The sequence below is a fragment of the Lawsonella clevelandensis genome, from assembly GCF_001293125.1.
GTDB classification, from domain to species: Bacteria; Actinomycetota; Actinomycetes; order Mycobacteriales; family Mycobacteriaceae; genus Lawsonella; species Lawsonella clevelandensis.
In genome coordinates, this window is record NZ_CP009312.1 from 273,382 (window position 1) to 286,744 (window position 13,363).

13 protein-coding genes are annotated in these 13,363 nt (G+C 57.8%); 1 reads left to right on the forward strand and 12 read right to left on the reverse strand.

What is annotated here, in order from left to right:
* Nucleotides 1–68: 68 nt before the first annotated feature.
* A complete protein-coding gene (locus tag IY73_RS01245; protein WP_053978704.1) occupies nucleotides 69–410 on the forward strand; it encodes a hypothetical protein in 342 nt (113 codons plus the stop codon).
* A 4-nt stretch (nucleotides 411–414) separates the two neighbouring features.
* Here the strand turns inward: IY73_RS01245 and IY73_RS08005 are convergent, their stop codons facing one another.
* The 12 genes from IY73_RS08005 to thiL form a co-directional block, all read right to left on the reverse strand.
* Nucleotides 415–699: an acylphosphatase gene (locus tag IY73_RS08005; RefSeq protein WP_082345284.1), complete on the reverse strand. Its 285-nt coding sequence runs from the start codon at nucleotides 697–699 to the stop codon at nucleotides 415–417.
* Nucleotides 699–4,310, reverse strand: a complete 3,612-nt coding sequence (smc, locus tag IY73_RS01250) for a chromosome segregation protein SMC (RefSeq protein ID WP_053978705.1) — start codon at nucleotides 4,308–4,310, stop codon at nucleotides 699–701. The genes IY73_RS08005 and smc overlap by 1 nt, the downstream gene beginning before the upstream one ends.
* Nucleotides 4,311–4,320: 10 nt before the next feature.
* Entirely contained in the window at nucleotides 4,321–5,214 is an 894-nt protein-coding gene (gene mutM, locus IY73_RS01255) for a bifunctional DNA-formamidopyrimidine glycosylase/DNA-(apurinic or apyrimidinic site) lyase (protein WP_053978706.1), read from the reverse strand.
* Nucleotides 5,214–6,107, reverse strand: a complete 894-nt coding sequence (gene rnc, locus IY73_RS01260; RefSeq protein WP_063665725.1) for a ribonuclease III — start codon at nucleotides 6,105–6,107, stop codon at nucleotides 5,214–5,216. Before rnc ends, mutM begins: the two co-directional genes overlap by 1 nt.
* A 4-nt stretch (nucleotides 6,108–6,111) precedes the next feature.
* Nucleotides 6,112–6,777, reverse strand: a complete 666-nt coding sequence (locus IY73_RS01265; protein WP_053978707.1) for a YceD family protein — start codon at nucleotides 6,775–6,777, stop codon at nucleotides 6,112–6,114.
* Nucleotides 6,778–6,811: 34 nt separating this feature from the next.
* Nucleotides 6,812–7,687: a DivIVA domain-containing protein gene (locus tag IY73_RS01270; protein WP_063665726.1), complete on the reverse strand. Its 876-nt coding sequence runs from the start codon at nucleotides 7,685–7,687 to the stop codon at nucleotides 6,812–6,814.
* Nucleotides 7,688–7,786: 99 nt separating this feature from the next.
* The gene (gene coaD, locus IY73_RS01275) at nucleotides 7,787–8,257 is read right to left on the reverse strand and encodes a pantetheine-phosphate adenylyltransferase (protein WP_053978708.1); all 471 of its coding nucleotides are present in this window, start codon (nucleotides 8,255–8,257) and stop codon (nucleotides 7,787–7,789) included.
* On the reverse strand, nucleotides 8,254–8,919 hold the full coding sequence (locus IY73_RS01280; protein ID WP_053978709.1) for an RsmD family RNA methyltransferase: 666 nt from the start codon (nucleotides 8,917–8,919) through the stop codon (nucleotides 8,254–8,256). Before IY73_RS01280 ends, coaD begins: the two co-directional genes overlap by 4 nt.
* On the reverse strand, nucleotides 8,919–9,155 hold the full coding sequence (locus tag IY73_RS01285) for a biotin/lipoyl-containing protein (protein WP_053961473.1): 237 nt from the start codon (nucleotides 9,153–9,155) through the stop codon (nucleotides 8,919–8,921). The genes IY73_RS01280 and IY73_RS01285 overlap by 1 nt, the downstream gene beginning before the upstream one ends.
* Before the next feature lie 13 nt (nucleotides 9,156–9,168).
* A complete protein-coding gene (gene recG, locus IY73_RS01290; RefSeq protein WP_053978710.1) occupies nucleotides 9,169–11,469 on the reverse strand; it encodes an ATP-dependent DNA helicase RecG in 2,301 nt (766 codons plus the stop codon).
* Nucleotides 11,470–11,474: 5 nt separating this feature from the next.
* The gene (locus IY73_RS01295; protein ID WP_053961475.1) at nucleotides 11,475–12,164 is read right to left on the reverse strand and encodes a uracil-DNA glycosylase; all 690 of its coding nucleotides are present in this window, start codon (nucleotides 12,162–12,164) and stop codon (nucleotides 11,475–11,477) included.
* 9 nt (nucleotides 12,165–12,173) lie between these two features.
* A complete protein-coding gene (gene thiL / locus IY73_RS01300; protein WP_053961476.1) occupies nucleotides 12,174–13,313 on the reverse strand; it encodes a thiamine-phosphate kinase in 1,140 nt (379 codons plus the stop codon).
* Nucleotides 13,314–13,363 lie beyond the last annotated feature (50 nt).

Genomic DNA, 13,363 nt, shown 5'->3' on the forward strand with positions numbered 1-13,363 from the left:
GTGGTTTTTCTGTCTCAACCCAGCACAATAGAGAGGTACAACACGGTGCACTGCTCAGGAGGGTTTCCATGAGTGACGACACTCAGTATGCCGCCATTAACGAGTGGGCGGATAAGCGTGGTTTCCGCCCCGAAATCCCGTATAGCGAAGCTATTTCCGTTAAATATCAGCGGCGCTTCTCCCATGTTCCCGGCCTTTATGTCCTCATTTTCGCCAATGGCGACCTTTTCGTTGGAATGGCTGACGACCTCGGTGACACACTCACCAATCAGCCCGTCTCCTGGCAGGACGACATTCTCGGGGTACGGCTCATGGCCCGCTCGAAGAAGGGGCTCGACCTGGTTCAAGAAGCTATGGGACTGCAGCGAGAGGTACAGGCGCAGGGCTTCACCATTCACCCCCGCCGCTAACCGTTTAACGCTCGTAAAAGCCGGGCGGGAGCCCCCGCGGGACACTGTAGTTTTCGACGACGACGTCGACGTGCCCAGGCGTCTGTCCTGAACGCAGAAGTTCTACCAAACGGTCGCACTGTACACGAGAGCCTTCTGCAACCACATGGACACGCCCATCACGTTTATTTGTTGCGCTCCCGACTACTCCCAGTTCTAATGCTCGGCATCGCGTCCACCAACGGAAACCAACTCCCTGAACCCGTCCATGAACCCATGCGTCCAGCCGTACAACGCCCTCTTCTCTCATCAGGAGTTCGCTTGTGGGAATGCTGCCGCGGGAAGTGGCGCTGCTGGATGCATCCGCTGCGAGATGACTCGGGTAATGCCATCCCCCTTCATCGTCACACCATAGAGAACATCTGCCAGATCCATGGTGAGCTTTTGATGGGTGATCACCAATAGCTGGGAGTGTTCCTTCAACTCGCGGAAGAGCCCCAATAATCGATGCAAGTTCGTGTCATCGAGGGCTGCTTCCACTTCATCGAGGATATAGAAGGGGCTGGGACGTGCTTTGAAAATAGCTACCAGCATGGCAATGGCAGTGAGAGACTTTTCGCCGCCAGACAGCAGCGACAGCCGCTTCACTTTCTTTCCCGGTGGTCGTGCCTCCACCTCCACACCCGTGTTGAGCATATCCTCTGGATCAGTCAGATAGAGGCGTCCTTCGCCACCGGGGAATAGTGTCGAAAACACGGTAACGAATTCTCGCGCGACATCATGGAATGCCTCTTCAAAGACAATCTTGATTCGCTCATCAACGTCCTCCACGACGTCGAGCAAGTCTTTCCGCGCTTTCTTGATGTCCTCTAGCTGGGTGGACAGGAAGCTATAGCGTTCCTGCAAGGCGGCGAACTCCTCCAAAGCCAGCGGGTTCACCTTTCCGAGACGGGCCAAGTCACGCTCGGCGGCCTGCAAACGACGTTGTTGCTGCTCTCGGTCATAACGAAGAGGCTGGGGGCGGGAGACCTGCTCCCCGCGTTCTTTCGCATCCTCATATTCCTGCATCTCCACCGGTGAAGGCGGCAGGAGGACATCAGGCCCATATTCAGTAATAAGATCATCCACGGCCATACCAAGGTCATCGAGGACTTGGTGTTCCATCAAACGCAGACGCTCCTGTGTTTGGGCACGGAGCACCTCATCCTGGTGGGCGGTCTCGCGGAGCTTCTCAAACTCCACAATGGCCTCTTGGCGACGCTGTCTGGTCACTGTGAGTCGCTCAGAAACTGCGGATTGTTGGCTAGCCAAAACCTGACGATGTTCTTCTATCAACGAGAGCTGTCGCTGCAGTGCATCCTGAAGCTCCTGCCCTGCCTCCTGGACAGCCGCAATGATGTCCAGCGCACGCCCACGTGTAGCCGCGCGGCGTGCGGCACGTTCTCGCAATTCTCGTTCACGGGCGGCCTGCCGGTGGAGGGCGTCTGCCCGCCCTCGAACATGGGAGGAACGCTCCTCTGCCGTCCGTACGGCCAGCCGAGCTTCCATTTCAGTAGCACGCGTGTGCGCTACGGCAGATGCGGCCTCCGTTGCTGCAGTATCGTCAAAAAGCGCAGGTTCTTCCGGCTCCTCCGTGGCGAGACGCTGGCGTTCTTCCAACTCTACGAGTTCAGTCAACAGAGCTCGCTGCTGTTCTTCTAGCTGATTTCTCTGCTCCACGAGCCGATCCTGCTGTAGAGAAGCACTCCGCACAGAAGCTGTGAGTCGAGCCAGCTCCTTGGTCAGCGTGGCAATAGCCGAATCTGATTCCACCAGGGCAGAGTGGGCTTGTGCGGCAGCCTGTGTACGGTCGCGGTATTCCTCTTCCGCACCGCGCAGAGCTGCCTGCGCTTTCTCTACCCGCGCTAAGGCAGCCTTTTCCGCTCGTTGAGCGTCCTCAATAGCCGCATGAATCTCTACATCACTGTGTGCTTTCCTAGTACCACCAGTAGCCCATCCCCATCCGCGGGCGTCTCCGGAGCGCGTAACCACACGTAAACGGCGATCTCGTCGGATGACCTTTTCCGCCATCTCCATGTTCTCGACCAGCACCGCATCCATAAGGAGAGAAGTGAGAGCACTTTGTAGCGACGAGGGCACGCTCACGACATCGAGCGCCCATTGGGCCCCTGCCGGCAACTCCACATCCATGCGAAAATCGTCCGCATCACGGCTTTCAATAAGAAACATGGAACGTCCAGCTGAACCTGCGCGGAGTGCAGCAACTGCCTCCTGTGCCCGGTTACTGCTGGAAATAGTATGTGCAGAAGCAGCTTCCCCCAGCGCCACCGCAATGGCTGCCTCCCAACCGGGGGTGACGGTGAGTTTCTGAGCGACTTTTCCCGACAGCCCTACCTTGTCAGCGTGTTTCTCAAGCCAAGCAGCGGCATCCCCAGCGCCTAAGGTGAGGGCAAGCGCATCGATACGAGCATGAAAGCCAGCCGCTTCCTTCTCGGCCGAGCGTTCGTCATTGCGGAGAGCTGTGCATCTCTCCTCTGCTCGATCAAGCTCGGTACTCGCCTGGTCAAAACGCTCATTGAGGTGCTGTTCGGAGTTTTCCAGAGTCTGCAGGCGTGACTCTGCAGCTGCTGCCTCCTGCTGAAGAGACGTCAGCTGCTGGCGTGCTGTTTCGAGTTCTTCAGTATAGCGAGCGGCCTGTCTCTCGGCCGACGAAATAGCGTTTCGCGTGGTCTGGATTGTGCCCGCCAACCGGGCAATACCTTCCCGACGGTCGGCGACTGCTCGCATCGCAGCCAACCGCTTCTTCTCCACCGCTTGGGCATACTCCTCGGCATCTGCTCGCGCTTTGGTTGCAGCTGTCAGCGCTGCTGTCGCCGTATGGAGTGTTGCCGCGATCTCTGCCTCCTCGCGTGCGGCTTCCTCAGCACGTCCCTCCAACTGCGCTGGATCAGGGCCAAAATGTGGCTCAAACTCGGTACGCAGATGCCGGGCGCGATCTTCGGCGATGCGGAGAGTAGCGGCCACCCGCTCTGACAGCGCGGAGAGTGTAAACCAGTTCTGCTGTGTACTGTCGAGAGCTGGCGTCAGTGCGGCAAGTTCTGTTTCCGCCGCCTCTACTGCCATCGTCATCTCGTTGAGATAGGCTTCCGCCTGCTGACGTCGTGCCGCCATATCACGCTGTAGTTGTTCATGCTGAAAAGCTTCAGCACGGCGCTGCACAAGATCATCCGCGGCGATACGGAGACGGGCATCCCGAGCGTCTGCCTGAATAACTTGGGCCCGCCGAGCTGCCTCCGCCTGCCGACCGAGGGGTTTGAGTTGACGTCGTAGTTCTTTAGTGAGGTCACTAACCCGATCGAGATTGACCTGCATTGCGGAAAGCTTTCGGAGAGCTTTCTCCTTACGACGACGGTGTTTCAGTACCCCTGCTGCTTCTTCTATGAAGGCTCGTCGCTCTTCTGGTCGGGATTCCAGAATCTCAGCTAGTTTTCCCTGCCCCACGATGACGTGCATTTCTCTGCCGATACCGGAGTCCGAGAGAAGCTCTTGAACATCCATGAGACGAACTCGGTCGTCATTAATCTCGTACTCGCTCGCACCGTCACGAAACATCCGACGGGTTATCGAGACCTCGCTGTAGTCAATTGGGAGAGCACCGTCGCTATTGTCGATCGTCAGGGTGACTTCAGCACGTCCAAGGGCTGCTTTGGTAGGAGTTCCGGCAAAGATGACGTCTTCCATTTTGCCGCCGCGGAGAACCTTTGCCCCCTGCTCCCCCATCACCCAAGTGAGCGCATCGAGTACATTCGACTTCCCGGAGCCGTTAGGACCGACAATGGCACAAATTCCGGGTTCGAATCGGAGAGTCGTTGCCGAAGCAAAGGACTTGAAACCTTTGAGGGTCAGACTCTTGAGATACATGAGGTGGATTCTACCTGGTTCGGACAGGGAGCTTCTGGCAACTGGGACAGTAGGTATGTGAGCGGCCACCCAACACCATGGAGGCCAAAGGAGTGCCGCATCGATCACACGGTTCTCCAGCCTTACCGTAAGAGTGCAAAGAACGAGCAAAATACCCCAGTTCACCAGCAGTATTAACGTACAGTGCATCAAACGACGTACCTCCGACCGCCAGCGCCCGGCGCATTACTGCTTGGACTTCCGTAAGGACAGTTGTGAGCTGCGCATAGCTCAAGCCAGAGGTCAGGCGAGCACCGTGCAGACGGGCCGCCCAGAGGGCTTCGTCTGCATAGATGTTTCCCACTCCGGAGATGATCTCTTGGTTAAGTAGGGCACTTTTCAAGGGAACACGGTGGCGCCGTAGTTCACGCACAGTCACCTCCATATCGAAACCTTCCTCCAGGGGATCAGGTGCGATGTGCTGAGCCAGCGAGGGTATCCATCGTTCCGTGCGTGGATCCCAGATCAACCTATCAATGGTGAGGTAGCCGAAGGTGCGCTGGTCTACGAAACTAACACTGCGTCCGCCACTGATGTGGGCGCGCATGCGGCAATGGGGCCGCAGGCTAGCCGTCCCGTCATCGATAATGATCTGCCCGCTCATCCCCAGGTGGATGAGGAGCACCGGGACCGCAGAGGTAGTGAGGTCCGTGGACTCGCTCTCCAACACACACCAGAGGTACTTTCCGCGACGATTGATCGCCGTAATTGTGGCGCCTTCCAAGGCCTGGGCAAGTGCGGCGGATCCGCCGGGATAACGGCGGCCAGTCCGCGGGTGCAGGACGTCAACATCCCGCAGGGTGGCACCTGTGAGGTGTGTGACAAGTCCGCGCCGCACTACCTCCACTTCTGGCAGCTCGGGCACTAGCTGTCCTGGGAAGGGGCAGCTGATGGCGCTGCTGGGCCTGGACTATCAGCAATGTCTAGTGCATAGCGCGGCATATCGGGCTGCTCATCCAAATTAATGTCGTGAGCTGGCATGCCGGGAAGAGAGGCCACTACCTGCGCAGTGATGGGTACTCCTGGATGATGCGACTGAATGGCTTCCCAAGTGTTTTTAGCAGCGGCTTGTTCGGCCTTTTTCTTATTAGTGCCGGTACCGATCCCGAATGCTCTACCGGCAATGATACCCGTGGCAAAGAATTCTTTAGCATGGTCGGGGCCGGTAGAGGTGATGTAGTACGTGGGGGCAGAGTTGTACTGGCTGGCTGCGTACTCTTGCAGACTGGTCTTCCAGTCAAGGCTCACTCCGGCACTACCTGCATTGTCGATAAGGGGCTGGGTGAGTCTGAGGATGACGCGTCGGCTTACTTCAATGCCGTGGGTGATGTGGATGGCTCCGAATAGTGCTTCGGTAGCGTCTGCCAGAATGGACTCTTTACTGCGGCCACCTGTCATCTCCTCGCCTCTGCCGAGCAGTAGATACTGCCCCAAACCATGCGGACCGAGGGTGCTGGCCAAGCGGGCGAGCGAGAACCCCGACACGATGTTGGCTCGCATTTTTGCGAGTTCACCTTCACTGCGATCGGGATATTGCTGGAAGAGCTGCTCCGTTACACAGATACTCAGAACTGAGTCTCCCAGGAACTCCAGTCGCTCGTTATGCGGGATACCAGGGTGCTCGTAGGCATAGGAACGGTGGCAGAGCGCGTGGATAAGGAGTTCGCGGGAGAGATCAACCTGGAGATAGTCCAACAGAGGTTGGTAATCGACAGACTCCCAGCCGGAAGGAAGGTCCCACGCGGAGGGGATGCTCATGCAGTTAGCCTTCTTTCTTCTCTCCCGATGCGGTGGCGGACTCGTCACCAGACGGCACATCAGGCTCTTCGGTGTCACTGGCCGTCGGTTCGGTTGCGGTGTCGTTGAGGAATGCGAGGTTCTGGAACTTCTCTAGGTCCGCCCAGCGGGGATCAATAAGGTTGTTTTCTTCTCCCGACACACCATCAACCTCCGGCATGTCGACATCCTCGGGGCAGGGGTGGCCTTCGACAGAAGAGCAGGAGGGGGCGAAGAGAAGGGCCAGACCTACCGCATCGATAATGGCTTGTTCAAGATCCAATTCGGTGGGGTCGTCGAGGAGGTAGACCTCATCGTCATCTTGAATGGTGACGGCAGTTTCAGAGTCCGGGTAGACAAACAGTTCGGTGAGGCTGGCTTCGACGGATCCGTGAATCTCACTCAGGCAATTGACACACTGGCCTTCTGTGGGGCCTGTAATGAGCCCCGTTACGAGGACTCCCTCAGATACCGCTTCTAGTTCCACATCGATCGACACCGGGCTACCTGCCGGAATACCGATAAGGTCGAGGCCGATCGGTTCATCAATAAGGAAAACGTGTTCGACGTGGTGGTGATTGCCGGCGGCACGGCCGAGGGGGCGGAGGTCGAGGACAAATTTCGACTGGTTCTCGAAAGCTTGTGTAGTCACAGGCCTAGTCTAACGTGTCTAGGCGGCGAAAACGTTAGTCCCGGTATGCTTCGGGCGGGTACTGCTGGTAGCCCTCGTAACTATCCTGGTAGTCGTCCGTGTAACCAGCGTCGTCGTAGCCGTCGTCAACATTCTCGTCGTAGACCGCTCCCATCGGCTGATAATCCTGGTAGTTATCGCTACTCCGGTCAGCTACTCCGGCAGTTGCCCGCAGGCTCTTCCGTCCGTTAAGGACCTCGCGGGAGGTGGCATTGAGGATAGATTCAAACTCGGCGAGCTTCGTATCGACATAGATGTCGCAGTCGCCCCGCATTCGATCCGCCTGCGCATGGGCAGCATCCACAATGCGGGTTGCTTCTTCGCGGGATGTCTTCACCACTTCGGACTCGCTGACCAGACGAGCTTGTTCCGCACGACCTGCTCCCACGCTCGCTTCATAGTCATCGTTTGCTTTCGCGAGTAGGCGTTCAGCTTCAGCTTGGGCGCGTTCGGTGACGGTGTCGTACTCTCGCTGTGCCTCGTGAAGGAGCCGATTGGATTCGTTTTCCGCATCGGACACCATGACTGCCGCGTTGTTGGTAGCTTCGGCCACCATACGGTCAGCTTTATCCTTGGCTTCCGCAATCATTCGGTCAGCATCGGCACGAGCAGCAGCAAGTTGTTGATCAACCTGTGCGTTTGTCTCGTTTTTCGTAGTTTCCGCGTAGGTGTTAGCGTCATTGACGAGTTCTTCACGCTTGTCGAGTACGTCTTGTGCGTCGTCGAGCTCTCTGGGGAGAGCTTCGCGGATCTCGTCGAGGAGGAGGAGGGCATCAGAGCGGGGCACCATGCACTGCGCCGACATGGGGAGGCCACGGGCCTCTTCGATCATGGCGACGAGTTCGTCAAGCGCTTCGAAAACATGGAACATGCGTGTTCTACCCTTCTCTTTTAGTGGTCACTTCTAGTGTGCCGAATCCCGCTTGTTTTTGGGGTAAAGCGTCGCGGTGTGTCGCTTGACCTGCATACCTTACATGCGTTCGAGGAGCTTTTCGAGGACTGACGGTGGCACGAAATCCGTGGCGTCACCGCCGAAACGTACGACCTCTTTTACCAGACTTGAGGAGATGAAATTCAGTTCTGGCGATGTTGGCAGAAATATCGTGTCGATACCAGATAGCCGCTTATTGACATGTGCCATGGGGAGTTCGTACTCATAGTCCTGGTTGGAGCGAATACCTTTCACAACAGCTTCGGCATGGACACGAGTGCAGTAGTCCACGAGGAGCCCGCTAAAGGAATCGATCTCCACATTGTCCACATCAGCGAACTCTCGCTTCAAAATGTCGAGCCGCTCCTCAACCGTAAACAGCCCCTGTTTGCGAGGGTTGTGGGCGACACAGACGATGACGGTATCGAAAAGACGGGCAGCCCGGCGCACAATGTCGACATGACCGTAGGTGAGAGGGTCGAAGGATCCTGGGCAAACAACGGTGCTCATGCTGCTAGATTACCTGTGTTTTCGACGATAGCGATGTCGATGCGGGTCTCCCCATACTTTTTGGACCGATACTCTCGGTAGCGTGCTGGCCACTGCGTGGGGGCGTCGCGTGACGATCTTTCCAGTACAATGACCGAGCCGTCGGCTACCCAGCCATTCTCGACCAGGGCAGTGAGGATGGCGGGCCAGTCACTCTCCACCTGCGCATAGGGCGGATCAGCGAAGACAAGATCATAAGGGGCAGCAGCGTCACTTGTGCGAGTCGTTTCCGCGATTCTACCCTCACACGCTACGGCCAGCTCCCGCTCGACATGTGTTCCGGCGGGGAGAGCATTTGTGGTGGTTGTCGCTAAGAATGCTTGAACGCTGCGGCGGACGATAGTGACCCCGGGGGCTCCGACGACACGTCGATTCCGTTCAGCGGAGACCACTGCTGCTGCATTTTTCTCCACCAATGTCACTGCCTGCGCTCCCCGTGAGGCAGCCTCCAACCCCACCGCGCCAGATCCTGCGTAGAGGTCGAGAACGGTGGTGACGTCCCAGTCGAGGAGGTTATCGAGGCTATTGAAAAGTGCCTCACGAACCCTGTCGGTGGTGGGACGGGTGGTACCAGGTGGAGAGAAGAGTTTACGTCCGCGTGCGCTGCCTGAAACTATGCGCATTAACGCAACTCCGCAAGGTCATCTCCACCATCTACGTCGACGAAGTCCTCATCAAGCACATAGTGGATGGTTCCGGCAGCAGGCGCGGTGACGGCAGCATCGAGCTTAATAGCTTCGACATAGCCGACCACGTCGCCTTCTGTTACCGAACTATCTTGCGGTACGGTGCGGCGCCAGATACCCGCCAACGGCGCCACAATACGCTGAGGCTGCGATGCCTTCTGGTTGTTCGTCATGTTTTCAGTGTAGCTATCCTAGTGGATACTGAACGCCGCTCTGCGCCGCTACTTTCTCGATTACTTCTGCCCACTGCGGGTAGCGGGTGGTCCAGTCTGTCCTCTCCCCGGGGGTAGCACCCATGAGCATTTCCATATCGTGTCGGGCAGCGGCAATGACGTCCGCATCCCGCACAATGTCGAGGAGCCTAAGCGGCATAGCTAGCCCCGCCTGGGTAGTACCAAGTAGGTCACCTTCTCTACGCTGTTCCAGGTCAACCTGCGCGAGATAAAAACCGTCGGTAGACGACTCCACCGCTGCCAGGCGGGTGGCAGCCGGAGACGCCGGATCGCACTCTGTGAGGAGTAAACACAGGCCCGGCGCCCTGCCTCGTCCAACTCGACCGCGGAGCTGATGGAGTTGGCTTACCCCGAAACGATCCGCTTCAACAACCACCATGACGGTGGCACGCGGCACATCAATACCTACTTCAATAACTGTTGTGCAGACAATAACGTCCAGCTCATGTGCCGCAAACTGGTGCATGACGGCCGTTTTGTCGTCTGCACTTAAGCGACCATGTAGGAGGCCTACTCGCAACTGGGCAAGTGGTCCTTTCGTCAGTCGGTGGAATGTTTCGGTGACGGTCGCCAGTTCACTCTCGTCACTATCACCAATGGCCGGGCAGACGACATAGACTTGGTGGCCGCGTGCGCTCTCCTCGCAGACACGCTGCCAGATACGGGGCACCCAGGTGGGGTGGATCCGACTATTGACAACCGTTGTCGTGATAGGGGCACGGCCATGGGGAAGCTCTTTGAGGCTGGAAACTGTGAGGTCGCCGAAACTAGTGAGAGCAATGGTACGGGGAATAGGCGTAGCTGTCATCACCAGCATATGCGGGGTTTTTCCGTCGGCGCCTTTGTCAGTGAGGACTGAACGTTGGCGTACACCGAACCGGTGTTGTTCATCAATAACGACGAGTCCCAACCGGAAAAACTCGACGCCCTCTTGGAGGAGTGCCTGCGTACCAATGATGATGCCCGCTCGCCCCGTAACAATGTCAAGAAGAGCTTGGCGTTTTTGTACGGTGGACAGTGAACCGGTAAGGACGGTGACGGCGGTCTGCACGGCTGGTTGATTATCATTGTCGGCATAGCGTAGCTGGTCGGCAGTCCCGAGCTCCCCGAGGAGTTCTGTCACGGTACGGGCATGTTGGTGGGCCAGCACTTCGGTGGGTGCCATAAGGACTGCCTGTTGGCCGTTATCGACAGCTTGCGCCATGGCGAGAAGTGCCACCACGGTTTTGCCCGATCCTACTTCGCCTTGGAGAAGCCTATTCATGGGGTGGGGCTGGCTGATATCCGCTGAGATCTCGTCGAGTACGTCCTGTTGACCATCGGTAAGGTGATAAGGCAGTCGTGCGTGGAGAGCACTGAGAAGACTTCCCTCAACGGGTGGGCAGGCTGGGGCTGCCTGGGAGTAGCGCTCGTGCGCCTGTTGGAGGAGGACCGCTTCGAGACTAGCGGCTTCGTCGTAGCGTAAGCGTGCTTCTGCGGCAGCACTATCGTCGAGGGTCTCCGGCATATGGATAGTCCGCAGCGCAGTGTCGAGCGCGATCAACTGGTGACTGTCACGGATGTGCACGGGGAGAACATCCGGAAACGCAGGTATCTGCGGTAGTAATTTTTCGATGAGCACCATGAGAAGCCATGACGACACTCCACTAGTGGCCCTATATACCGGGATAATCGGCCGATCGAGCAGCTCGATGATGGCAGGATCTACCCCCGTCAGACCATCTTTATGAAGGTCTTCTGCAGTGAGATCGGTCGAAGTGGCGGAGGGAATAGAGAAAGTGGATGCACCAACAATCTTGGTGGCCTGGAGCAGTTTGGCGAACTGTCCGCCGGCAATGGCCGGCCCGTCGTTTTGGAGGATAAGAAAGTTGGGATGGCTCATATCGAAGAACCGACCGCGTCGCTGGATGGTGCCGTCAAGCAGTACTTCTGTTCCTTCAGTGAGGACGCGGGCAACTCCATGGGGATGGAAAAAGGCAACGTTGATCAAGGTGTCGCCAGAGCGCACAGCCACCCGCAGAATATAGCCCTTACGCTGGCGCATACGGGACAGCTCTGCACTGACAACCTGCCCACGCACCATCACACTGTCTCCATCGGAAGTCTGTGCAGGATCAAAGATCATACGACCGTGAATGTAACGGCGGGGGAAGTGGTAGATAAGGTCTGCTACGGTGTGAATTCCTAGCCCTTCCCCGAGGCTGCGAGCCACTTTTGCGGGGAGGATACGTGCTAGGTAATCGGTGGGCTGCATAGGGGCTATTCCCCTGCAGCAGGGAGCCGCCATTGCACAGGCGTTGCCCCCTGCGCGATGAGTTTTTCGTTGGCACGGCTAAAGGGACGCGAACCAAAGAAGCCGCGGGAGGCTGACAAAGGAGAGGGGTGTGCGGATGCGACTATAGGAGTCGAGCCGAGACGTGAGGTGAGAGTTTGTGCATCACGTCCCCATAAGATGGCGACCAGGGGCGTGCCCCGGGCAACCAGCGCGTCGATGGCGCACTCTGTGACCTTTTCCCAACCCTTGCCGCGATGTGAGGCGGGGGCACCAGGGCGAACGGTGAGGACTCTGTTGAGGAGGAGGACACCTGCAGCACTCCAGGGAGTGAGGTCTCCGGTGGCTGGGATGGGATAGCCGAGGTCTGCGGAGTACTCCTGGAAGATATTGCTCAGACTTCGTGGAAGGGGATGTACCGAGGGGTCAACGCAGAAGCTGAGGCCTACGGCGTGTCCGGGGGTGGGATAGGGATCCTGCCCCACGATGAGGACTTTCACCTCATCGAAGGGCTGCGTGAAGGCTCGCAGCACGTTTTTTCCGGCGGGAAGGTAGCCGCGGCCTGCTGCCACCTCCTGTCGTAGGAAGTCCCCCATCCGGGCAACATCGTCTGCAACGGGGGCGAGTACTTCTGCCCAGCCAGGGTCGATGAGCTCCGCAAGAGGGTGTGCTGCCATTATCTGCTCCTAGTTGTTAAGGCTTTGCGGACGGTACTGTGCCACGTGGTTAAAGGATTCCCATCCACCCACTGTCGATACTTCATTACCGTCAATGCTAATAAGACTGCTGTCGTTCGTCGCGACGACGGTATCAACCACACCAATGTGGCGGAATCCACCAGGGAGTTCGGTCCCAGCGGGGAACGTCGCAACGAGTCCGTGGTCTTCTCCTCCGGAAAGAATCCACCTGCGCATAATGGCACGTCCCCCATCTCGCTGCGCGACTCGTTCAGCGCACAGTGCGGCTAGCTCAGAGAGGGATTCTCCAGCGGCTGCGAAAAGCTGCTCATTGGAGAGATTGACGGTGAGCGCCACGGTCTCACCGGCGGCTGGCGTGTACTCGCTATGAAGCCGCAGCTCTTCTCCCAGTTTCTCCTGGGAATGCCGCGCAATGTGGTGAAGGTCGAGCAGTAGTCCATCGGAAACATCGGTCATTGCTGTTGCCCCGTCTGCAGCGGCACGCGCACCGTAGCCGTAAGGAGGGCGTGGGCAGCGGTAGAGATCGCAGGCATGTTCAACAAGAACGTGGTGGAGGAACTCCTCTTGTGTGCCGAAGGTACCGGAGAGAATATCGAGCCCCGCTGCGGACCATCCCAAGGTGCCGGCAATGGCAACAATGTCACCGGGACGCGCTCCACTCTGCAGAACCGGAGTGTGAACTGGCTCAATAAGTTGTCCGAGTGCGGTGACACAAATGACGATCTGTTGGGCTGAGGAGAAATCTCCACCCACCACATCTGCTCCGGAGCGGTGTGCTTCAGCCACCGCACCTTGGCCGATTGCTGTGATGATGTGGGCGGGGGTGTCGCGCGGTGCAGCGATGGCGACAACATAACCAGTGGGATGGGCGCCCATCGCTTCGATATCAGCTGCATTTTGGGCGATAGCACGCCGCCCGATGGAGTGTGGGTCAGACCAGTCGAGCCGGAAATGCTCGCCCTCTACTAGGATGTCAGTGCTGACGACGGCCCGGTCTCCTCGTGCGGTAACCACCGCGGAGTCGTCTCCTGATCCCAACACAGTTGAGGAGTGGCGGGGCGGGCAGACAACGCTGCTGATAATGCCGAGTTCACCTAGTTCGGCGACAGTGGGTTCCACACTGGTCATGATGTTTCCTTGGGGAGGGTATGGCATACGGGATGAGTCCTGCGTTCAGG